Source organism: Euzebya pacifica (assembly GCF_003344865.1).
GTDB lineage: Bacteria > Actinomycetota > Nitriliruptoria > Euzebyales > Euzebyaceae > Euzebya > Euzebya pacifica.
In genome coordinates, this window is sequence record NZ_CP031165.1 from 5,407,998 (window position 1) to 5,430,628 (window position 22,631).

14 protein-coding genes are annotated in these 22,631 nt (G+C 71.0%); 5 read left to right on the forward strand and 9 right to left on the reverse strand.

The window, feature by feature from the left end:
• Positions 1–17: 17 nt before the first annotated feature.
• Positions 18–1,226 carry an ROK family protein gene (locus DVS28_RS23310; protein WP_164710933.1) on the reverse strand — a complete coding sequence of 403 codons (1,209 nt, stop codon included), beginning with the start codon at positions 1,224–1,226 and terminating at the stop codon, positions 18–20.
• A 105-nt stretch (positions 1,227–1,331) separates the two neighbouring features.
• Complete coding sequence (locus DVS28_RS23315) at positions 1,332–9,377, reverse strand: ThuA domain-containing protein (protein WP_114593595.1); 8,046 nt, start codon at positions 9,375–9,377, stop codon at positions 1,332–1,334.
• Positions 9,378–9,654: 277 nt separating this feature from the next.
• Here DVS28_RS23315 and purD point away from each other — a divergent pair, with 277 nt between their 5' ends.
• On the forward strand, positions 9,655–10,926 hold the full coding sequence (gene purD / locus DVS28_RS23320) for a phosphoribosylamine--glycine ligase (protein ID WP_114593596.1): 1,272 nt from the start codon (positions 9,655–9,657) through the stop codon (positions 10,924–10,926).
• Between the two features lie 253 nt (positions 10,927–11,179).
• On the opposite strand, the gene DVS28_RS23325 is transcribed toward purD, so the two are convergent.
• On the reverse strand, positions 11,180–12,145 hold the full coding sequence (locus tag DVS28_RS23325) for a helix-turn-helix domain-containing protein (protein ID WP_216826248.1): 966 nt from the start codon (positions 12,143–12,145) through the stop codon (positions 11,180–11,182).
• Positions 12,146–12,236: 91 nt separating this feature from the next.
• On the opposite strand from DVS28_RS23325, the gene DVS28_RS23330 reads away from it, so the two are divergent.
• The 3 genes from DVS28_RS23330 to DVS28_RS23340 are packed head-to-tail and all read left to right on the forward strand — an operon-like array spanning position 12,237 to position 15,980.
• Positions 12,237–13,757, forward strand: coding sequence for a flavin-containing monooxygenase (locus DVS28_RS23330; RefSeq protein WP_114593597.1), 1,521 nt, complete (start codon positions 12,237–12,239; stop codon positions 13,755–13,757).
• On the forward strand, positions 13,754–14,374 hold the full coding sequence (locus DVS28_RS23335; protein ID WP_114593598.1) for an acetoacetate decarboxylase family protein: 621 nt from the start codon (positions 13,754–13,756) through the stop codon (positions 14,372–14,374). Before DVS28_RS23330 ends, DVS28_RS23335 begins: the two co-directional genes overlap by 4 nt.
• 55 nt (positions 14,375–14,429) lie before the next feature.
• Complete coding sequence (locus DVS28_RS23340) at positions 14,430–15,980, forward strand: WD40 repeat domain-containing protein (RefSeq protein ID WP_164710934.1); 1,551 nt, start codon at positions 14,430–14,432, stop codon at positions 15,978–15,980.
• A gap of 37 nt (positions 15,981–16,017) precedes the next feature.
• On the opposite strand, the gene purB is transcribed toward DVS28_RS23340, so the two are convergent.
• From purB to DVS28_RS23370, 6 genes are all read right to left on the reverse strand, one after another.
• On the reverse strand, positions 16,018–17,445 hold the full coding sequence (gene purB, locus DVS28_RS23345; RefSeq protein WP_114593600.1) for an adenylosuccinate lyase: 1,428 nt from the start codon (positions 17,443–17,445) through the stop codon (positions 16,018–16,020).
• Between the two features lie 369 nt (positions 17,446–17,814).
• On the reverse strand, positions 17,815–18,423 hold the full coding sequence (locus tag DVS28_RS23350; RefSeq protein WP_164710935.1) for a precorrin-2 dehydrogenase/sirohydrochlorin ferrochelatase family protein: 609 nt from the start codon (positions 18,421–18,423) through the stop codon (positions 17,815–17,817).
• Between the two features lie 2 nt (positions 18,424–18,425).
• A complete protein-coding gene (locus DVS28_RS23355; protein WP_114593602.1) occupies positions 18,426–19,112 on the reverse strand; it encodes a redox-sensing transcriptional repressor Rex in 687 nt (228 codons plus the stop codon).
• Positions 19,113–19,179: 67 nt separating this feature from the next.
• Entirely contained in the window at positions 19,180–19,413 is a 234-nt protein-coding gene (locus DVS28_RS23360; RefSeq protein ID WP_114593603.1) for a glutaredoxin family protein, read from the reverse strand.
• The gene (locus tag DVS28_RS23365) at positions 19,410–20,084 is read right to left on the reverse strand and encodes a hypothetical protein (RefSeq protein ID WP_114593604.1); all 675 of its coding nucleotides are present in this window, start codon (positions 20,082–20,084) and stop codon (positions 19,410–19,412) included. Before DVS28_RS23365 ends, DVS28_RS23360 begins: the two co-directional genes overlap by 4 nt.
• A 69-nt stretch (positions 20,085–20,153) precedes the next feature.
• Positions 20,154–21,698: an AMP-binding protein gene (locus DVS28_RS23370; protein WP_114593605.1), complete on the reverse strand. Its 1,545-nt coding sequence runs from the start codon at positions 21,696–21,698 to the stop codon at positions 20,154–20,156.
• Positions 21,699–21,815: 117 nt separating this feature from the next.
• Here DVS28_RS23370 and DVS28_RS23375 point away from each other — a divergent pair, with 117 nt between their 5' ends.
• Positions 21,816–22,625: a sugar phosphate isomerase/epimerase family protein gene (locus DVS28_RS23375; RefSeq protein WP_114593606.1), complete on the forward strand. Its 810-nt coding sequence runs from the start codon at positions 21,816–21,818 to the stop codon at positions 22,623–22,625.
• Positions 22,626–22,631: the final 6 nt, after the last annotated feature.

Below are 22,631 nucleotides of genomic sequence, written 5' to 3' on the forward strand. Positions count from 1 at the left end.
GGACGCCGGGTGGCGTGTCAGGACGCGGTGGCGGCCACGTCGACGTCGGTGTCGTGCAGCGGCAGGAGCGTTGGATCGGCCAGGACCGGCGTGAACGCCATCTCGGCCGCGCCGACCAGGGAGGAGTCCTCGCCGAGGGTCGCCGGGGTGATGGCCGTCACGGCGCGAGCGGGGCCGAGCGAGCGACGGTCGACCTCGACGCGGGCGGCATCGATCAGGTAGGAGAAGGCCCGGGCGAACACGCCCCCGAGGACCACACGCTGTGGGTTGAGCACGTTGATGAGGCTGGCGAGTCCGATCCCCAGCCAGGTGCCGACCTCGGCGAAGGCATCCAGGGCACGCTGGCTCCCGGCCGAGGCCTCCCGCATGATCGCGTCCACGACCTCGTGGTCGCCGCCGTCGGCCCAGCCCATGTGGCGCAGCAGCGCCCGCTGGCCGATCTCGGTCTCCCAGCACCCGATCGAGCCGCAGTGACAGGGGCGGCCCTCGGGGTTGACGACCATGTGGCCGATCTCACCGGCGTAGCCGCTGCGTCCGACGAGCGGCCGTCCGTCGACGACGATTCCGCCACCGACCCCGATCTCTCCCGAGACGTAGACCATGTCGCGCGTGCCGCTGCCGGCACCGCGGACGTGCTCGGCGAGCGCACCCAGGTCGGCCTCGTTCCCGATGACGACGTCGAGGTCGGTGATGCCGAGGTCGCCGGACAGCCGATCGACGAGCAGGTTCGCGAGCGGTACGTCGACCCAGCCGAGGTTCGGTGCAAGGTGCACGAACCCGTCCGCTACCCGGACGATGCCGGCGACGGACACCCCGAGTCCCACGACGTGGAGGTCGGGGGACTCAGCGAGGGCCGTCCCGATCAGCTCGACGAGGCGGTCGACGGTGGGGGCCACACCCCGGCTGTCGTCGGTGAGCGGAACCTCGACCCGCTGGTGCACGGTCCCACCGAGCCCGACGACGGCGAAGATGATCCTCGACACCTTGACGTCGGCAGCCAGCACCACCGCGCCGTCCCCGCGAGCGGCGACGACCGGGGAGGGGCGGCCCGGGGACCCGGTCACGACGGCGTCGCCCTCGGTCACCAGGTGACGCTGCTCGAGCTCGGCGACGAGCGTCCGGATCGTCGACCGGTTCAGCCCGGTCGACGTGGTGAGGGCCGCGCGGGACAGCTGTCCTGCGCGGTGGACCTGTCCGAGGACCGTGCTCAGGTTCTGCTGGCGCACGGAGTCTCGGTTGGTTCCTGCTCCCAAGGTATTTCGGCCCTTTCGTGATGCAGACAACAAAATAGGGGCGGGGGTTGACCGAAGTCAACCCCCGCCCCTGTCGAATTACCGGAGCGCAGCGCCGAGCGCCTCCTGGAGGCTGTTCGGCAGGGCAGATTCACCACCCAGCAGGAACAACAGCTCGGTTGCGGAGCCCTCGCCATCGAGGAACGCCGCGGCCGGCTGACCGTCGAGCGGCTGGCTTCCATCGACCAGCAACAACAAACGGTCGGTCCGGGCACCGTAGGCACCAGCGGCCAGTGCATCGGGGAAGTCGGCCCCGGTCGCGACCAGCATCTCGGTCACGTCCGCGCCACCGTCCACGGCCCAGCCGAGGATGGTTGCGGCCGTCTCGTACCGGTTGGCACCGCCCAGGCGGGCGGCCAGCTCGATGCCGTTGTCGGCCAACTGGGCGACGACGTCGTCACCGACGACCGCCGTGCCACCGACGACCAGGACGCGCCGGACCTGATGGTCCTGCATGGCCTGGAGCGTCCCTGCGTCGAGTCCCTCTCCACCGGTGAGGTAGATCGGGAGGCCCTGCTCGGCCGCGATCGGGGCGATCGCGAGCGCATCGGCGAAGGAACCACCGGAGGCCACCACGGCCAGACCACTGGTCGCGCCGCCGATCCGGGCCGCTACGGCACGCGCCGTCTCGGTCCGGCTGGCGCCGGCCAGCCGGCTGACCTGCAGCCCGGCGTCCCGCAGGGTCGCCTCGACCCCGCTGGACAACGCCGCCTCGCCACCGAGCATGACCACACCGGTCGCGCCCAGTCGCTCGATCTCCTGCAGGACCCGCTCGTCGAGCTCGGTGTCCCAGCTCAGCAACAGGGGTGCATCGAGGTGTCCGGCCAACGGCGCTGCAGCCAGCGCGTCGGCGAAGCCACCGGCAGTGGCCAGCACCACCTGGTCGGCGCTGTCCCATCCGGACCTGGAGGCCTGGATGGCGGTGCCGATGCGGTCGTTGTCGGTCACCCGCAGGGCTGCGGTGTCGACCCGGTAGGCCAGGACGCGACCGCCGGGCTGGACCGGGATGGTCAGCTCGCGCATCGCCTCGTCCTGGGCGAAGGAGGTGTCCTCGTCGTCGGAGCAGCGCACGGTCGTGGCCGCTCCCGCCTCGTCGAGGTGGACCAGGCAGATCCGGCCCGTCTCGTCGGTGGTGACGGTCAGGGTGCCGCCGCCGGTCATGTCCCATCCGGCGATGAGCTCGCCGAACCCGTAGGGGTCATCACCCTCGTAGTCGGAGTGCTCGACACCGTCGGCGTTGGTACCGGAGTTGCCCGGGTTCCCGGGGTTGCCCGGGTTGCCGGGGTTGCCCGGGTTGCCGCCCTGGCCCGGCGGGGTCCGCTGGACGCGGGTGAAGGTGACCGTCTGGGTCTCCTCCACGTTGCCCGCCAGGTCGATCGCACGGAACTCCACGGTGTGCTCGCCCATGCCGGGGACCACGAAGGAGTCGGTGTAGGTGACCCAGTCACCGGACGGATCGTCGACGCGGTACTCGATCCGGTCGACACCGTCGCCATCGCCGTCGTCGGCGGTCAGGGTCACCCGAACGGGGGTGGTCACCTCACCGTTCTCGTCGGGCTGCGGGGTCATGGTTGCGGTGGTCGTCGGGGCATCGGTGTCCGGGAGCACCACGGTGAAGGCGAACGTCGCGACGTCGCTGGTGTTCCCGGCGGTGTCGGTGGCCCGGTACTCCACGGTGTGGTCACCAGCGGCGTCCACCGCGAAGGGTGCGGAGTAGACGGTCCAGTCACCACCGTCGAGGCGGTACTCGATGGAGTCGACGTCGGACAGGTCGTCCTCGGCGTCCAGGACCACGGTCTGCGGTCCGAACTGGTCGAGGGTGACGCAGGCGATCGGCAGGCCGGGCGCCTCGTCGTCGTGGATCATGATCGACAGGTCCACCGCACGGGCGATCCAGTCGGCAGAACCCGTGCCGGTGACCGTGCCGTCAGCAGCGACGGTCAGGCCCGCGGTGGGGTCAGCGGTGGACGACATCCACAGCTCGTTGGGCGGGGTGCCCGGGCCGCTGGGGTCATCGGCGTAGTGGCCTGCGGGGTCGGCACAGGTGCCGAAGTGCAGGTGGGACGGGTGGGTGGCACCGGGCTCGAGGCCTGCGGCGGTCAGCGTCACGTCGGTGCCGCTGTCGCTGCGGGTCAGGGTTGCCGTGCCGGTGATGTCCAGCGTGGTCCGCCCCTCGATGGAGCTGATCTCCCCGCTGGCGTCACCGCGCAGGCCCAGGGTGGCCGTCGGTGGCGTCGTGTCCTCGATGACCTCCTCCACGATGGTGAAGGTCCTGGACACCACGTCGGAGACGTTGCCGGCGCTGTCGGTGGCGCGGGCCTCCACGGTGTGCTCGCCGAGGCCGGCGACCTCGAAGGTGTCGTCGTAGGCAACCCAGTCACCGGACGGGTCGTCCACCCGGTACTCGATGGTCAGCTCGCCAGCGGGACCGGCGGCCGGTTCCACGACGACGGTGCCGTTCTGGGCGGTGCCGTCGGCCGTGGAGTGGATGCCGCAGAAGTACTCGTAGGTACCCGGCGTGTCGAAGGCGTGGGCGAAGGTGCCAGCCGTCTGGGTCGGCGAGGCGAAGCTGCCGTCGTCGGCCTGGACGTTGTGCTCCTGGTTGCCCGTCCAGGTCCACAGGACGGACTCGCCAGCGGTGATGGTCGTGGTCTGCGGGTCGAAGTCGTTGTCGATGACGTCGACCGTCGCGGACGGGTCGGTGGCGGAGAGGGTCACGTCGACGGGACCGTCGATGACCTCGTCGTTCTCGTCGGGCTCGGGGTCGAGCTCGATGGAGGCAACCGGCGAGACGGTGTCCTCCTCGCTGATGACCACGGTCACGCCGACAGGGTCGGAGGTGTTGCCGGCCACGTCGGTGGCGCGGCCTTCGACGGTGTGCTCGCCGACCTGGTCGACGGTGATCGGGCCGGTGTAGGGGGTCCAGTCGCCAGCGTCGATGCGGTACTCGATGGTGTCCACACCGGAGCCGTCACCGTCGTCGGCGGTGATGACCACCTGCTGGGCGTCGGTGGCCAGGAGGGTGGCGCAGGCGACCGGAAGACCGGGCGCAGCGTCCTCGTGGACCATCACGCTCAGCGGGACGGCACGGGCGATCCAGGTGGCGGTGCCGCTACCGGTGATGGCACCGGAGGCGTCGCTCTGCAGCCCGTCGGCCGGGTTGGCCGTGGACGACAGGTGGATCTCGTTGGGCGGGGTCTCCGGCCCGTTGGGGTCGTCCTGGTAGTGGGGACCCATATCGGTGCAGGTGCCCTCGTGCAGGTGGGCCCGGTAGGTGGTGTTGGCGGCGAAGCCGGTGAGGTCGACCGTGACCTCCGTGCCGGCGTCGCTGCGGGTCAGGGTGGCGGTGCCATCGGCGTTGGGCAGGGTCGAACCGGCCGGCTCGACGTCACCGGCCAGGTGGCCGCGGACGCTCACCTCCACCGTCGGCGGGGTGGTGTCCTCCTCCTCCTGCTCGGAGGCCAGGCGGAAGTAGTCGAAGGCGGCGTCGACAGAGTCGATGCGGGGGTCGTTGCCCTGGTTCACCCCGAGGGTGAACACCCCGAAGCTCGCCTCCTGCTCGCTCACCGCGGTGTTGGTGACCGCCTCGGCCATCGGGGTCCAGGTGGTGCCACCGTCGGTGGAGAAGGCCCCGGTGAAACTGTCGCCGGTCTTGGTCAGGCGCAGCCCGAACTCGGTGGCGGTGGAGTTGGTCTGCGGCTGCGGGTTCTGGATCGCGGCGCCGCTCTCGCTGCGCAGCTCGAACCGCTGGGGTCCGGTGGCGTCCCCTGCGCCGGCGACCAGGTCGAACTTCACGTAGTGGTCGTCGTCGACATAGGCCAGGAGGCCGGCCTGCTGGTAGCGGCCGAGGATCTCCGCCGACACCATCGTCTCGATGGTCCAGTTGCCGTCCGGCATGGGCTGCAGGATCAGGTTGGCCGGGTCGCTGTTGGGTGTCTGGTAGATGTCACCGTCGGGGGTGGTCAGGGTGAGGGCGCCGTCGGCGACCTCCCACAGGTCCGGGTCGGGCCGCACGATCTCGCTCCAGCGGCACCGGTTGAGGGTGTCGCCGTCGAACTCGTCGGAGACCGTCAGCGGCTCGTCGGAGATCTCCTCGACGTAGAAGTAGTCGAAGGCGGACTCGATGTTGGCGGCGGTGTTGTTGCCGGTCAGGGCGAACAGGCCGATCCGGGCGTTGGCGGGCAGCGGGGCGGGACGCCCCACCGGGGTGAAGGTCGCGCCACCGTCGCCGGAGTAGCTGGCGGTCACCTCGGTACCGTCGTAGTTGACGCGCAGCAGGAAGGTGGTGGGGAACTCGGCTGGGAGCGCCCCGGAGTTGTCCTGGTTGGTGTTGCGGGCAGTCCCGTCGACCTCCTGCAGGAACTCCACCGCACGGTTGCCGTTGTAGACCAGGTCCAGCTTGATGTAGTTGTCGTCGTCGCCGTACAGGATGAGGCCACCCTGCTGGTAGGTCTCGGTCGGGTTGACGGTCACCTGGGTGGTGGCCTGGAAGGCCCCGCCGGGGATCGGCTGCAGGATGATGTTGTTGGCGGTGTTGGTGCCCTGGTACAGGTCACCGTCGCTGAGGGTGAGGACCAGCTGGCCGTTCTCGACGCGGTAGCCGGTCTGGTCACCACGGATGATCTCGGTCCAGATGCCGGGGTCCAGGCTGGTGCCCTCGAAGTCGTCGGATCCCGGGGCCAGACAGGCCGGCGGCTCGATCGAGGGCTCCACGGTGATGGTCACGTCGGTGAACCCGATCGCGCCACGCTCGTCGGTTGCCGACAGGCGTGCCACATAGGTCCCGGGCGTGTCGTAGGTGTGGCTCACGTCGGCACCGGAGGCCGTCGTGCCGTCACCCAGGTCCCACTCGTAGCTGGTGATCGCGTCGTCGTCGGCGTCGGTCGCGCTGCCGGAGAGGGAGACCTGCAGCGGCGCGGACCCGAGGTCGGGGGTCGCCGTGGCGGTCACGGTCGGGGCGGCGTTGTCCGCCACGCCGCGACCGTCGAAGTACAGCTCGTCGATGTCGGCGTCACCGCCGGCACCGAGCACCAGGTAGTAGGTGTCGGTCCCGCCGGGGTCGGTGACCGCGGCAGGGTCGCTGAGCAGGTAGGTGTCGGTCCCGCCGGTGGCCGGCAGGTCGACCGTCGCCGCCAGGTCGCCGGTGGGGCCGCCCTTGCGCAGCTCCAGGGTCGTGGCCGTCGCGGCGGTGTAGCGCACGCGGAGGGCGTCGATGCCGGTCAGGTTGACCGGGGAGAAGGCGAAGTGGTCACCCGGGGACATCGCCACGCGACGTCCGCCGGCGGCCCCCTCGAGGTCGGCCACGATCGTTGCGCCGACGGCGCCGCCGAAGTGCTCGGCCTGGCGGCGCTTGGGCTGCAGGACGACCACGTCGTTGTCGGTCAGGGTCGGTGCGCCGTCCCCGCCCTCGTCGGCGTAGGAGGCCTCGATGACGGAGAACAGGTTCTCGCTGACACCGTGGCCGGCGTCACGTGAGGTGTGGAAGTCCCCTGCACACCCGGTGGTGTTCTGCAGGGCGTGGGCGTGCTCGTCGTGGCCCAGCAGCAGGCGCACGTCGATGTCGTCGCAGGCGATGCCGGTGCCGGATGTCCCGTCCTCGGCGTCGGTCACGGTGACGGCCCAGGCGACGGTGTCGCCGAAGTCCAGGAAGCCGCCGCTGACGGGGGCGTCCACGGTCACCTCCGGACGGGTGTTGCCGGCAGTGATCTCGATGCTGGCCACGCCGGTCGCGCCGAGGCTGTCGGTCACCGTCAGCACCGCGGTGTACAGGCCGGCGGTCTCGTAGATGTGGGTCGGGTCGGCCTCGGTGGAGTCCACGGTGCCGTCACCGTCGAAGTCCCACTCGGTGCTGACCAGCGTGGCGTCGGGGGCCAGTGCCTCCGAGCCGTCGCTGGAGAAGCTGACCGTCAGCGGCACCGCGCCGTTGGTCACGTCGGCGGTGGCCACGGCAACCGGACGGAAGGACCCGCCGGTGTAGCCGATGCGGAACACGCCGGAGTCGGCGTTGTTGCCGCCGAAGCCGCTGCCCCACTCGATGAGGTAGATCGCGCCGTCAGGACCGATCTCCATGGCGTGGGGGCGACGGAAGGTCTCGCCGTCCAACCACGGCACGACCGCGGTGACCTCACCGGCCTCGTCGGAGTGGACCTCGTAGATGTTGCCCTGGTTCCACTCCATCAGGAACGCCACGCCGTCGTAGTACTCCGGCAGGGCGTCGGGGGCTGCGGTCGCGGCGTCGTACTCGTAGGCGCCACCAGCCTGCGGGGCACCACCGGTGCCGATGGCCGGCACGCCGGTGGAGGACCGGCCCCACCACAGGGTGGCGGGCTGGGCGGGCGGCAGGTCGGTCAGGCCGGTGTTGTTGGGCGAGTCGTTGACCGGGTTCGCGCAGTCGAACACCGCACCGGAGGTGCTGGTGGCGAAGTCGTAGTCGTTGTAGCCGACGTCGGAGTGGCAGTACGGCCAGCCCTGGTTGGAGGCCTCGGGGATCGCCAGCCACTCCACGCGGCCGTCGGGGCCGCGGTTGGCGTTGGCGTTGTTGGCGTCGGGACCGTAGTCACCGACCAGGATCCGGTCGTGGGTGGGGTCCCATTCGATCGTGAACGGGTTGCGTAAGCCCATCGCGAAGATCTCGGGGCGGGTCAGGCCGCTGGTGTCATCGGGGTCGAACAGGTTGCCGTCCGGAATCGAGTAGGTCCCGTCGTCCTCGGGGGTGATGCGCAGGACCTTGCCGCGCAGGTCGTTGGTGTTGCCCGAGGAGCGCTGAGCGTCCCAGCTCGAACGGCCGTCGCGCTCGTCGATCGGGGTGTAGCCGCCGGAGTCGAAGGGGTTGGTGTCGTCCCCGAAGGACATGTACAGGTTGCCGAACTCGTCGAACTCCAGGTCGCCACCAGCGTGGCAGCACTCGTTGCGCTGTACCACGACCTCCAGCAGCTGCGCCTCGCTGTCGAGGTCCAGCGCACCGTCGGTGAAGGTGAAGCGTGAGACCTGCTGCTCACCGCAGGTGGTGGCATCGGGATCGGCGTCGGTGCAGGGCACGTTGCCAGGCGCGGAGTAGGTGAGGTAGATCCACCCGTTGGTGGTGAAGTCGGGGTCGAGGGCGATGCCGAGCAGCCCGTCCTCCTGACCCTCGTAGACCTCGATCGTGCCGACGGTGGAGGGGACCTCGGTCTCCGGGTCCCACATGCGCAGGCGGCCGTCACGCTCCACGAAGAACACTCGGCCGTCCTCGGCGATGTCCAGCTTCATCGGGTTGGCGGTGCCGTCGTCGATGACGGTGCGCTCGAACTGGTCCTCCACCGTGGCGCCACAGTCGGCGATCAGCTCACCGGCGGCGGTCAGGATCCCGGCCTCGATGTGGTCAAGGAACTCCGGTTCGGCGAAGGAGGCGTTGGTGTGCCCGCCGCCGGTGTACCAAGAGCGGCCACCGTCGTAGTCCTGACACCAGGCGATCGGGTGGTCGGCCCCCATCGCCCCATCCCCGGGGCCGTAGGTCTCCTCGTCCAACGTGGCCAGGACGTGGACATCACCGCGGGGGTTCTGGTTGTAGTTGTACCACTCGTCGGTGCGCTCCCATTCCTTGGGCAGGTGCACGGTGGAGGGGTGCGCGCGGTCGAGTACCTCGACCGTGGCGTCCGGGGTCCCCGGCGGATGGTTGACGAAGTAGGCACCGACCAGCTCGCCGTACCAGGGCCAGTCGTATTCGGTGTCGGAGGCGGCGTGGATGCCCGCGTAGCCGCCTCCCGACTGGATGTAGCGCTCGAACGCCGCCTGCTGCTCGTCGTTGAGCACGTCACCGGTGGTGCTGAACCACACCACGACGTCGTAGTCGGCGAGGTTCTCGTCGGTGAACGCCGTGGCGTCCTCGGTGTTGACGACGTTCCAGCCGTTGTCGGTTCCCAGCTGCTCGATGGCCGCGATGCCAGCAGGGATGTTCCCGTGGCGGAAGGCGGCGGTCTTGGTGAACAGCAGGACGTCGACGGCATCAGGGTCGCCCTGCGCCAAGGCAGGTTCGGACGCGGCTCCGATGAACAGGGCGGGCAGAACGGCGACCATCAGGCTCGCAAGCAGCAGCAATCGACTCATGGCGGGAGTACCTCTCGTGTCGGCTCTCACGACGGCTTCTCATCCGACTTGGTGGCGATCGGATGGGTGTTTCGTGATTAGCACGACAAACTAGGGGTGTCCGATTGGCCCAGTCAAGAGATTTGTTCACGAGCCGTTGAATCCCATGTTTTGATGAACAACATTCATTAATGTTCCCCGCACAGCACGTGACTGAGAGACACGCTCGGTGGGTCCCGGAGGTGCAGCTCGCAGGCAGGGCAGCCCCTGTCAGAACGGCATGCCATCATCGGCGACCATGCGCGTACTCGTGATCGGCGGCGGTGGCCGCGAACATGCCCTTTCCTGGGCGCTTGCCCGGTCGGCCTCGGTCGACCATGTGGTCTGTGCCCCCGGCAACGTCGGCATCGAGGGGGTCGCCGAGCGACGCCCGGTCGATGCGGAGGACCCAGCCGCGGTCGTCGCGCTGGCTCGCGACGTCGCGGCGGACCTCGTGGTCGTCGGCCCCGAGGCCCCCCTGGTCGCCGGCGTCGTCGACGCGCTGACCGAGGCGGGCATCACGGCGTTCGGCCCGACGGCTGCAGCCGCGCGCCTCGAGGGGTCCAAGACCTTCGCCAAGGAAGTGATGCAGGCGGCCGGTGTGCCGACCGCGGGGTACTGGAGCGGCACGGACGCCACAGCGGCCAAGGCGGCGCTGGACGGTTATGCCCCGCCGTACGTGATCAAGGCCGACGGGCTGGCTGCGGGCAAGGGCGTGCGGATCTGCGCGGACCGGGCCGAGGCCGAACGGGCAATCGACGACGCCTTGGTCGAGCGGGTCTTCGGCGACGCCGGCTCGGCGCTCGTGATCGAGGAGTTCCTCGACGGCCCCGAGTGCTCGTTGTTCGGCCTGTCCGACGGCACCCGCGTGGTCCCCCTGGCGCCCGCCCAGGACTTCAAGCGGGCGCTGGATGGCGACGAGGGCCTCAACACCGGGGGCATGGGCGCCTATTCACCGGTCCCCGCGGTCGGTGCGGACATGGTGGCCGACATCCATGCCCGGGCGCTGCAGCCCGTCATCGACGAGATGGCCCGGCGCGGGACGCCGTTCGTCGGGGTGCTCTACGCCGGACTGGCCCTGACCAGCAAGGGGCCGAAGATCATCGAGTACAACGCGCGGTTCGGTGACCCCGAGACCCAGGTCGTGCTGCCTCGCCTCACCAGCGACCTCGGCCTGCTGCTGGAGGCCTGCGCGAAGGGCGACCTGACCACCGCCGGCCCGGTCACCTTCGGCGACGACGCCTGCGTGACGGTCGTGATGGCCAGCGACGGCTACCCCTCGAGCTACCCCAAGGGCCTTCCGATCACGGGCCTCGAGGCGGCCGACGCCCTCGACGGGGTCACGGTGTTCCACGCGGGTACCGCCGAGCGCGACGGGGCCGTGGTCACCAACGGCGGCCGTGTGCTGGCCGTCAGCGCCACCGGCAACTCCCTCGCCCTCGCCCGCGCCCGCGCCTACCAGGGCGTCGGCACGGTCGACTTCGACGGCGCACACCACCGCACCGACATCGCCGCCACGCCCACCACCTGACACCCGGGCCAACCGTCGACCACGTCGCCGTCGACCTCACCTCCCCCCGGCGTGTGCGATACCCCTCCTCTGGAGGCGCCCATGCCACCCGCCCCGGGCCGTTGGGCGCCTTCCCCACCCTCCCCGGGCGTGCATCGCACACACCGGCCGAGGGCGTGCGCGATTCACGGCTGGAGGAGGTCGGGAAGTCCCACGCGGTGTCGGCCGGCCGCGCGCAGTCGGCGGGTTACCCGCGGCCAGGACGCACGGGCTGTCAGCCCCGGTCGCGCTGCCAGGCCGTGGGGGTTCGGCCCGTCCACCGGCGGAACGCGGCGATGAAGCTGGATGCCTCGGCGTAGCCCAGGCGCAGCGCGACGTCCTCGACCGCCAGCCGGCCGGTCGCCAGCATCTCCGTGGCCAGCGACTCGCGTACCTCCTCCAGCAGGGTCCGGTAGCTGGCCCCCTCGCTGGCGAGCCGGCGACGCAACGTCCGGCCCGTCATGCCGAGGTCAGCGGCCACCACTTCCATCGGCGCCCCTTCGCCCAGCCGTTGGGTGATCAGCACACGTACCTGCTGGGCCACCCCCGACCGTGCCCGGCGCGACGCCACAAGCTCCTCGCACATGCCCTCGTACATCGCGCGTGTGCGGGCGTCCCCCTGGGGGAGGGGGCTGGACAGGTAGTCAAGGCCAACTTCGAGGACCCCGTCGACGAACCGGGGCGGCGGCCGGCCCGGCAGGAGCTCGCCCAGCACCGTCTCCACGGCGGCGGTGTCCCGCCCGTGTACGAAGGCCGCAACGTCGGAGGGGACTCCGTCGGTCGACAGGCTGATCCGCACCCGGCCCTCCTCCGCGACGACGACCGGTAGGGCGAGGGCGAAGGAGAGGTCCCAGAACCGCAGGGCCACGTTGACCGCATCCAGCATCGTGACGCTCGACAGCAGGGCGAAGCCGAAGATGCCGAACGTGCTGACGTGATAGCGCATCCCGACCGCTCGCCCCTCCGCGCCGTACCCGGCAGGATCGACGCCGCGGAGCAGGTTGCGCACGACCCGCAGCTCCTGCCCGGCGGTGACCTGGTGTTGGCTGTCGGCCAGGTCGGCCACCGACAGACCGGACCCGGCCAGCACCCGTTCGGGTGGGACTCCCCGATCGGCGGCGTGCGCGACGAGCAGCACCGTCGACGACACCCCACGGGGGAAGTCGAAGGCGCGGGCGGCCGGTGGCTCGATGGGCAGCACACGGCCATTCTGCCGGAGCCTGTCCGGAATCCTCGATCGGTTGTCCGGCCATCGCTTCGGCACCATCACGCCGACCCCCTACCGTGCCCTCATGCCCGAGCCGACCACATCCAGCAGCGCCCGCTCCGCCCGCCACGAACGCTCCCCGAGGATCCTCGTGATCGGTGCCGGCTTCGGTGGCCTCGGTCTCGCCATGGCGCTGCGGCGGGCCGGCCACGACCGCGTCACCATCCTGGAACGGGCCGACGACGTGGGCGGCGTGTGGCGCGACAACACCTACCCGCAGGCAGCCTGCGACGTGCCGTCGTCGTTGTACTCGTGGTCCTTCGCGCCGCAGCCGACCTGGTCGCGTCGGTACAGCCAGCAGCCCGACATCCTGTCCTACATCCGCCGCACCGCGGAGGAGGAGGGGGTGCTCGCGACGGTGCGGACCGGCGTGGAGGTGACCGCCGCGACCTTCGACGACGCCACCCGCGTGTGGCACGTCGACACCGCCTCCGGGGAACGCTTCGAGGCCGAGGTGCTCGTGCCCGCCGTCGGGCAGCTGTCCCAGCCCTCCATCCCCTCGATCCCCGGGGCCGAGGCCTTCGCCGGGACTGCCTTCCACTCCGCCCGCTGGCGACACGACGTCGACCTGACCGGCAAGCGGGTCGCCGTGGTCGGCACCGGCGCCAGCGCCATCCAGTTCGTCCCCGGCATCGTCGACGACGTCGGCGCCATGACGGTCTTCCAGCGCTCCGCGCCGTACGTGGTCCCCAAGCCCGACCGGGCCTACACCGGGCTCCACCACCGGGCGTTCGAGCGGTGGCCCGCCACCCAGCAGGTCGGCCGGCGGCTGACCCGCAGCCTCTCGGAGTGGTTCAACCGCTCCTTCGAGCAGGGCGGGGTGCTGCAGCCCGTGCTGCGGGCCACGTGGCAGGCGACGCTGTGGGCGCAGGTCCGCGACGCCGACCTGCGCGTGCGGCTGGTGCCTGATTACCCGCTGGGCTGCAAGCGCGTGCTGTTCTCCAACGACTGGTACCCGGCGCTGGACCGCGACCATGTCGACGTCGTGACCGACGACATCGTCGAGGTACGACCCGAGGGGCTCGTGACCGCCGACGGACGGCTCCACGAAGCCGACGTGATCATCTGGGGCACCGGCTTCGCGGCCACCCGCTTCCTGGACGGCATCGACGTCACCGGACGCGAGGGCTTGGACCTGCACGGCGTGTGGGCCGACGGGGCCCGTGCCCACCTGGGCCTCGCCGTGCCGGGCTTCCCACAGCTCTTCGTGATGTACGGCCCCAACACCAACCTCGGTGGGTCCTCCATCATCCAGATGCTGGAAGCGCAGGCGAGCTGGATCGTCCAGGTCGTGGACGCCATCGCCGAGGGTCGGGTGGGCTGCGTCGACGTCCGTGCCGACGTCGCCGGTGCCTACGACGCCGAGATGCAGGAACGGCTCGGCGAGAGCATCTGGAGCGCCTGCACCAGCTGGTACACCGACGGCGGGCGCATCACGACCAACTGGCCGGGCCTCGTGGCGGAGTACGAGCGACGCCTGGCACGGGTCGACTTCGACGAGCTGGTCGACGTCGCCGTCCCCGCCACCGCCGGAGGTGCCCTGTGACCACGTATCCCCCCGAGCCGTGGGACCTGCGCGGCAACGGCGCCATCACGGTGTGGCACGTCGACCACGACCGGTTGCCGATCCTGCCGAAGGGCACGCGCCCCCTCACCGTCGCGGGCCGCGCGGTCGTCGCCACCGCGTTCGTGCGCTACGACGAACGCGGCCTGATGGGCTACCACGAGCTGCTGGCGGCGGTCGTGGTCCGCCACGGCCTGCGCCCCGCGCTGTCGATCACCGACATCTGGGTCGACAGCGAGGTCTCCATGGCCGGCGGTCGCGGCCTGTGGGGCATCCCCAAGCAGATGGCCACCTTCGACGTCGGGTACCGATCCTGGTCGGCCGAGACGCCGGAGGGGGTCGCTGCCACGGCCGAGGTCGAACCCACGGGGGGCCCTGACCTGCGGCTGCCGATCACGCTGCCGGGCCGGGTCGTGCAGACGCTCGCCGGTCGCACCGTCGCCTCCCGCATCCGCGCAGGCGGACGGGTTCGACGGGCGCGGGCCACGTGGGACGTGCCGGCCGACGGACCCCTCGGGTGGCTGGCCGGTGCGTCCCCGATGGTGCACGTGCTCGCCCCGGACTTCGCCATGGCGTTCGGCTCGGGGACGCGACGCTGACACCAGCGTGACAGCGGTCCGTTGTCGACGGCCGACCGCTGTAGCCTCGGCCCGGATGACGGGAAGGACAGGGAGGGACGGTGATCGGGCGACGTCGTCGCCCGCGCGCCCCCGAGCCCATGCCGTCCTCGTCGTGCTGCTCGCGGCCCTGTTCCTGCTGGCGGCCTGCACCGGCGACCCCGAGCCGTCGCCGTCGGCCAGTGACGAGGCCGCCGACTCCGGTCCCGGTGCACCAGAGGTCCCCATCGCCACCGAACCGGCCCCGCAGGGCCTGCCCACGCCAGCGAATCCGGATCCGGTCGACATGCTCGACGAGATGGAACCTCCGGCACCGGGGAACACGGTGCTCGTCCACCTCGAGGGTCCGCTCGGCAACCGCGAGGCCACCGATGTGGTCGTCCGTACCGAGGAGGGGGAGGAGGTGGACCGTTTCCGCCTGCCCGGTGCCGTGGGCATGTGGGCAGCGCCAGGGGCCTCCGAGGCCCTCATCCGCACACTGCCGGACGGGTTCGCTCGCTACGACGCCGTCAGCGGGCAGCTGGCCCTGGTGAGCTTCGGGATGGACGATCCGCCGTCGCCGTCGGTGGTCCCCGGCGACGGGATCCACGGGCCGACGGTCCTGTGGGAGCCCGACGACCTGACGACCATGTTGCGCCTGGACTCGGGGACCGTGACCCCGATGGAGGACCTGGTGGCTCCGGGTTCCTCGGTGGTGGCCTCGTCCCGCAGCGGGTCCGTGGTGCTGCTCGACCTGCCGAACGGGTTCGCCGTGCTCCAGACGCGGACCGCCGAGGTCCGTCCGCTGGACGCGGTGGCCGTGGCCCTGTCCGAGTCGGGGTTGACGGTGGCAAGCGTGGGCCCGCCTCCGGACCGCCAGGTCGTCGTCGAGGCGGTGGACGGCAGCACCCGGCGGGTCGTCGGGACGGTCGAACAACCTGCCGTGCCGCATCCGTTGGAGGACGGGCGCGTGCTGCTCCTGGGCCAGGCCCCCGGGATCATGGGCGTTGACGGCACGATCACGCCGCTGGAACCCTCCGCGCCACTGATGACACCGATCCGCGTCTCGGCCGACGGGACCACGGCCCTCGCGGTGTCCGGGGACGGCCTCGCCATCGTCGACCTGACCACCGGGACCGCCACGCCCGTCCCCGATTCGACGGGTTACGAGCCGATGCGGCTGGGCCCGGGCAGTGTGCTGTGGGCCACCGGCACCGACGGCACGGTCCCGGGCGGCCTGGTCGTCGACCCCGCCACCAGGAACATCACGAGGTTCCTGGCCGACCTGCCGATCCGGAGCGTCGACTCGTTGTCCGCGGACGGCCGCACGATCACCGTCACCGTCGCGACCGACATCGGCGCCTCCTCGATGCTCGTGCGGGCCGACGGTTCCTCGATGCCCCTGCTGGACGGCGCCGACCGATCCACTGGGTCGGTCCACCCCGGTGGTGAGGAGATCGCGGTGGCGGTGCTCACCGGCGACGACCGTCGCCTCGTCGTGGGCCTGGTCGCCGACGGGGTGATGTCACCCATCGCGGAGGTACCGACGGGCCGCGATCCGGTCTGGCTGTCGACGGTCGGTCCCGATCCGGTGGCCGTGCGGCAGTGAGCCAGTCAGCGGTGTCCCGCTCGGCGGCGAACCGCTGTCAGAGGATGTCGCCGGGTGTGTAGCCGGCGGCCTCGGGGAACCGCGACGTCCACTCCTCCACGGTGCGGGCGAACGCGGCCACCTGCCGGGGTGCCGCGCCGACGAAGGCCGCCGGATCGGCGAGGAGGTCGTCGAGGGCCGCCCGGTCCAGGGGAAGCCGGTCGTCGGCGGCGAGCCGGTCGAGCAGGTCGTTGTCGACCCGTCCCTCCTCCCGCATGGCCAGCGCCACCGCCACGGCGTGCTCCTTGATGACCTCGTGCACGACCTCGCGGCCCACTCCTCGCTGCACGGCGGCGACCAGGATGCGGGTCGTCCCGAGGAAGGGCAGGTAGCGGTCCAGCTCGCGCTGGATCACCGCCGGGTAGACCCCCAGTTCGTCGAGCACGGTCAGGAACGTCTCGAACAGCCCGTCGATGGCCATGAAGGCGTCGGGCAGCATGACCCGCCGGACCACCGAGCAGGACACGTCACCTTCGTTCCACTGGTCGCCGACCAGTCCGGTGGCCATCGTCAGGTGACCGGACAGGATCACCGCGAAGCCGTTGACACGCTCGCACGAGCGGCTGTTCATCTTGTGGGGCATGGCCGAGCTGCCGACCTGGCCGGGCTTGAACCCCTCGGTGGCCAGCTCCTGCCCGGCCATCAGCCGCAGGGTGCGAGCGAGGTTGGCCGGCCCGGAGGCGACCTGCACCAGCGCCGAGACGACGTCGAGGTCCAGTGACCGCGGATAGACCTGACCGACGTTGTCGAGGGTCCGGGCGAACCCGAGGTGCTCGGCGACGCGCTGCTCGAGCTGGTCGACCGCGTCGGCGCCGCCGAGGAGGTCGAGCTGGTCCAGCTGCGTCCCGACGGGGCCCTTGATCCCACGCAGGGGGTACCGCGCGATCAGCTCGTCGAGGCGGACGGTGGCCTGCAGCAGCTCCTCCCCGAAGTTGGCCAGCCGCTTGCCGAGGGTGATCGCCTGGGCCGGCACGTTGTGGGTACGACCGGTCATGACCAGCTCGGCATGCTCGGTCGCCAACCGCTGGATCCGGGCGAGCGCGGCGACGCAACGATCACGGACCAGCTGGAGGCCCCGGAGGACCTGCAGCTGCTCGACGTTCTCGGTGAGGTCGCGAGAGGTCATGCCCTTGTGCACGTGCTCGTGGCCGGCGAGGGCGGAGAACTCCTCGATGCGGGCCTTGACGTCGTGGCGGGTGACCCGTTCACGGGCGGCGATGGAGTCCAGGTCGACGGTGTCCACCACGGCCTCGTAGGCCGCGATCGCGTCGACGGGGACGTCGACGCCGAGGTCACGCTGGCCACGCAGGACGGCAAGCCACAGCTGTCGTTCGAGGACGACCTTTCCCTCCGGCGACCAGATGTCGGTCATCGGCGGGGAGGCGTAACGGGCGGCCAGGACGTTGGGAACGGTGGAGGAGGTCACGGGGTGGAGGATGACACAGCCGCCGTCGGCTGCAGGCCGTCCGCCGGGCCGACCCCACCGGCGGCTCGAGCCACCCCGCGGGGCGGACAAGCGGCACTCCCTGTATCGATGGCATTCGACGTACAGTTGACAGCAGAGGTGGCCAGCCGTCCCCACGGCGCGGCCGCCTGACGCCCCCGGTCCCACCCCCCGGGGGCGTCACTTCTTTTGCGTGTCGGACCAGTCGACCCCCCTGCGACCGAGACGACACACCCCGGAGGCGTGTCGGACCAGTCGACCCCCTCGCGACCGAGACGACACACCCCGGAGGCGTGTCGGACCAGTCGACCCCCTCGCGACGGAGCCGACACGGGTGGGGTGGGTGGGTCGTCAGCGGCCGTGGAGGACCTCGGCGGGGGACGGGGGGCTGGGGGAGGGGTCGAGGGCGGCGTCGACGGCGCGACGCCAGCGGTCACGGCGTTCGGCGGGAGGCACCTCGGCGAGCGCGGCACGGACGCCGGGGTCCCGGCGCAGCGCGGCGAGGGTGCGGGCGGCGTCGGCCCAGCGGCCGTCGAGCGTCGCCTCGAGGTGCTGGCGCAAGCGCTTGGTGAGGGCGGGGGCGCCGGTCGACACCGCGACGAGCAGGTCCTCGTCGCGGATGACCGACGGGACGGCCACCGGCCCGCGACCGTCGATGCGCAGACACCAGGTCCCAGCCTCTTCGGCTTCGGCGTGGACGGCGTCGTCGACCGCCGGAACCCCCGTGGCCGCCACGACCAGCCAGGTGGGCGGGGTGGTCGCCAGGTCGCCGGCCTGCCATTGCCGCTCGTGATGGGTGGCGACGGCCGCGAGGTCCGGGTGGCAGGTCGGGCTGATGACGTGCACCTCGGCCCCTGCCGTGGCGAAGGGGACGACCTTGGCGACCGCGACCGGGCCGCCGCCCACGCAGGTGACCCGCCGGCCGGCGAGGTCCAGCAGCAGCGGCGTGCGGGCGACCACCGTCAGTCGGGCAGGCCGTCGAGGTGGCGACGGACCGCACCGTTGGCGAGGTCGTCGCTGACCAACCGGCGCTGCTCGTAGTAGGCCAGGATCTGCAGCTCGATCGACAGGTCGACCTTGCGGAGGCTGACCCCCTCGGGGACCTGGATGACCGCTGGGGCGAAGTTGAGGATCGACGTCACACCGGCCTCGACCAGTCGGTCGGCGACCTCCTGGGCGGCGTCGCCGGGGACCGCCAGGATGGCGATGGCGACGTCCTCCTCCCGGATGATCCGCTCGGCCTGGTCCTGGTGGAACACCTCGACACCGGCCACGGTCATGCCGACCTTCGCCGGGTCGGCGTCGAGGATCGCCGCGATCCGGAAACCCCGGTCAGCGAACCCGCCGTAGTTGGCCAACGCCTGTCCCAGGTTCCCGGCCCCGACCAGCACGGTCGACCAGTCCTGGGTCAGCCCGAGCTCACGGCTGATCTGGGCGATCAGGTACTCCACGTCGTAGCCGACGCCTCGCGTTCCGTAGGACCCGAGGTAGGACAGGTCCTTGCGGATCTTGGCGGAGTTGACGCCTGCGGCCGCGGCGAGCTCGCCGGAGGACATGCTCTCGACCCCCGCTTCGGCCCGGTCGATGAGGGCGCGGAGGTACAGCGGGAGGCGCGCCACCGAGGCCTCGGGAATCTGCCGTTGACTCACATGGGTGACTGTATCGTCATCGGTCCGAGCCCCCGAATCGTGCGGCCGCCGACCGCTCCCGGACACCTCAGGCGCCGAGCGCTCCGGCGAGCACGGCCTCGTTGACCTGGTACTGGGCAACTTCCTCGCCGTCGACCTCCACGACCGGCACGCGGATCGTGTACTCGTCGGTGATGGCGGGATCGGCGTCGATGTCGACCAGCTCGACGGTGTGCGGTGGACCGGCCAGCCGACCGACGATGGCGATGGCGTCCTCGCAGAGGTGGCACCCGGTCCGGGTGTACACGCGGACGTGGCTCACGCGGTGGCCGTTGCGGGTTCGCTGGTCCGCGCAGGCGCCGACACGGTCCGGAAGCCCGTGTACATCAGCAGCACCCCGACGGCTGACAGCACCGGGAACAGGTAGTCCACCGACGAGCCGATGACGCTGGATCCGGCCGCCGCCACGGTCGTCCCGACCGCGATCAGCAGCAGTGCCCACTTCTTCATCTTCACGGCGCTGTAGACCGACCCGATGACGACGATCGCGAAGGTGTAGGTCATCGGCCGCAGCAGGGCGTAGGCGGTCGTGCCGGCCAGGACCTCGCTGCCGGCTGGGATGCCACCCGTCGCCGCCTCGAGCACCGCGGTGTCGTAGGTCGCGGTGATGGTGAACACCACGTTCCACAGGACGGCGAGTCCGGCGAGGGTCCACCAGATGACCGACCGCTTGCGGTCCAGCAGGTGCAGCTGGCCGATGGCGAGCAGCGGCACGTTGAGGAGGGCACCGGACAGCCAGTAGATGCCGAACGTGGGCGAGGACCAGCCGGCCGTCAGGCCGATCAGCACCGCGACGTGGCCGAGGCCGAACAGGAACAGCGAGAGCGCCCAGGCCAACGCGTGGTCACGGCGACGGTCCCACCACTGCCGGCCCAGCTGGCCTGCGAACGTCCACGCCACGGCGATGGCGATGAGGGGGAAGACGGGATTCATGGCACTCGCGAGGGTACCCGGCGACCCCGTGTCACCGCGATCCCGGGCTGACCGACGCCATCCGACCGGCTACAGGTCGCGGAGCAGCCGGCGCCGGACCTTGCCGGTCGGCAGCGTGGGCAGGTCGGCGACGAACTCGATCGTCTCCGGCTGCTTGAACCGGGCGACCCTGCGGGCGACGTGGCCCAGCAGCTCCTCGCCGGTGACCTCGGTGCCCTCGCGGCGGACGACGAACGCCTTGACCGCCTCGCCGGTGTAGGGATGGGGCACGCCGACGACGGCAGCCCGGTCGACGTCGGGGTGGGAACCGAGGGCCTGCTCGACCTCGACGGGATAGACGTTGAAGCCGCTGACGATGATGACGTCCTTGGCACGGTCGACGAGGTACAGCAGCCCGTCGTCGGTGTAGCCGATGTCGCCGGTGTGCAGCCATCCGTCGGCGTCGAGCACCTGCGCGGTGGCCTCCGGCGCGTCCCAGTAGCCGGCGAAGACGTTGTCCCCGCGCACCGCGATCAGGCCGGGGTCGCCGGGCGCCGCGTCGTGGTCGTCGTCGATGATCCGCACCTCGACGCCCTCCAGCGGACGTCCGACGCTGCCGGGCACCGCCTCGGGCAGGGCCGCCGATGACGCGACGACCGGTGACGCCTCCGCCAGCCCGTAGCCCTCACGGATGTCCAGCGACAGCTCCTCGGCACAGCGGCGCAGGACCTTCGGGTGCAGCGGCGCCGCGCCGGAGGTGGCCAGCCTGACCGAGGACAGGTCGACCTCGTCCGCACCGGGGGTGTTCAGCCAGGCGACGTACATCGGCGGCGCGCCCACGATGACGGTCACGCGGGTTCGGCTGACCAACGACAGCGCCGAGGACGGTTCGAAGCGTTCGACCAGCTCGAGCGTGGCTCCGGCCTGGATCGCCATGCCCATGGCCACGTTCAGGGCGTAGCTGTGGAACAGCGGCAGCGCCGTGAACACGACGTCGTCGGCGGTCACGCCCATGTCGCTGGCGGTCAGCTGGCGCTGGTTGGCCAGCAGCTGCCCGTGGGTCAACATCGCGGCCTTCGGCGAGCCGGTCGTGCCGCTGGTGTAGGCCAGCAGGGCCAGGTCCGACGAGCCGACCTCGACGCCGCTGGGCGCGTCCTGGGCATGACCGGCCCGGGTCTGGCGCCACGACCGCATGCCGCTGTCGGCGGCGACCGGCTGGGTGGAGTCGGCGACGAACACGTGCTCGAGGTCGGGCAGTGTGCCGCGGAGCTCGGCGACGGTGTCGGTCCAGGCCCGTCCGACCACCAGGACGGTCGCGCGGCAGTCGGTCAGCTCGTGGGCGATCTCGGGCGCCGTCAGGCCGGTGTTGATCGGGACGACGGCAGCCCCCGCTCGCCAGGCGCCGTAGCAGGTGACGACGAAGGAGACGCGGTTGCCCAGCATCATGGCCACGCGGTCACCGCGCCCGACGCCGTTCGCGGCCAGCGCCGCCGCGGCCTGGTCGACCAGCGCGTCGAGCTCACCGTAGGTCACCTCGTCCTCGCCGGAGCGCAACGCCAAGTTGTCGCCGTGACGGTCGGCGACGGCGCGCAACCCGTCGTGCAGGGTGGGTGGAGTCGGTGTCGTGTGCTGCATGGTGCCTCGTGATCACGTGGAGATGTGGATCGACGTCATCGAGCCTTCACCAACGGTCAACGTCTGCGTGACCTGACAGGGTCGGATCGTGCCACGGCGCCGATATCCTTGCTCGTGATGGCATCTGCCTCGCACAGCCCCGGTCCACGGATCCTGGCCGCCACGGGTCCGCTGTTCATGACTCCGCTGGACTACGTCATGGACGCCATCGCCGACGCCGGATACAGCGCGGTGGAGGTGATGGTCGGCCAGAACACCGACACCCAGGACCCGGAGCGCATCGTGGCGTGCGCCGAGCAGGCCGGCCTGTCGGTCCCTGCGATCCACGGTCCCTTCCTCCTGCTGCTGCGCAACGTGCTGGGCACCGCGTACGCCGGCAAGGCGGCGACGTCGATGGAGATCGCCGCCGCGGTGGGTGCGGAGGTCATGGTCGCCCACGCCCCGTTCCGCTGGGAACGTCGGTCACGCCGCTTCCTGGAGGAGGAGATCCTCCCCATGGAGGAAGCGTCCGGCGTGACCTTCGGCATGGAGAACCTGTTCCCGGTCGCTGGCCGTTCGTTCTCCAGCGTGATCACCACCGAGGACATGGATGCCTTCGACCACGTCGTGATGGACACCAGCCACTGCGCCGTCGCCGGCATCGACATCTTCGAGATGTGGCGGGCCCTCAAGCACAAGATCGTCCACCTGCACGTGGCCGACAACTTCGGCAACGGCAAGGACTCCCACGCCCCCATCGGGGCCGGCATCCTGCCCCTCGAGGCGTTCCTCGCCGAGGTCGGCGCCTCGGACTGGAACGGCACGATCACCCTCGAGCTGGACTGCCGTTCCTACCTGGACACGCGCGACTCGCTGGTGCAGTTCCTCGCCCGCGAACGCGTCAAGTGCGAGCAGGCGCTGGCCGGCAACCTCCTCGCGACGGGCTGACCCGAG

What these genes read in the sequence shown, in the direction of transcription:
- DVS28_RS23375 (WP_114593606.1), top strand. Translation starts at nt 21,816, where the DNA reads ATGGCATCTGCCTCGCACAGCCCCGGTCCACGGATCCTGGCCGCCACG.
- DVS28_RS23365 (WP_114593604.1), bottom strand. Translation starts at nt 20,084, where the DNA reads ATGAATCCCGTCTTCCCCCTCATCGCCATCGCCGTGGCGTGGACGTTC.
- DVS28_RS23315 (WP_114593595.1), bottom strand. Translation starts at nt 9,377, where the DNA reads ATGAGTCGATTGCTGCTGCTTGCGAGCCTGATGGTCGCCGTTCTGCCC.
- DVS28_RS23330 (WP_114593597.1), top strand. Translation starts at nt 12,237, where the DNA reads ATGCCCGAGCCGACCACATCCAGCAGCGCCCGCTCCGCCCGCCACGAA.
- DVS28_RS23340 (WP_164710934.1), top strand. Translation starts at nt 14,430, where the DNA reads ATGACGGGAAGGACAGGGAGGGACGGTGATCGGGCGACGTCGTCGCCC.
- DVS28_RS23370 (WP_114593605.1), bottom strand. Translation starts at nt 21,698, where the DNA reads ATGCAGCACACGACACCGACTCCACCCACCCTGCACGACGGGTTGCGC.
- purD (WP_114593596.1), top strand. Translation starts at nt 9,655, where the DNA reads ATGCGCGTACTCGTGATCGGCGGCGGTGGCCGCGAACATGCCCTTTCC.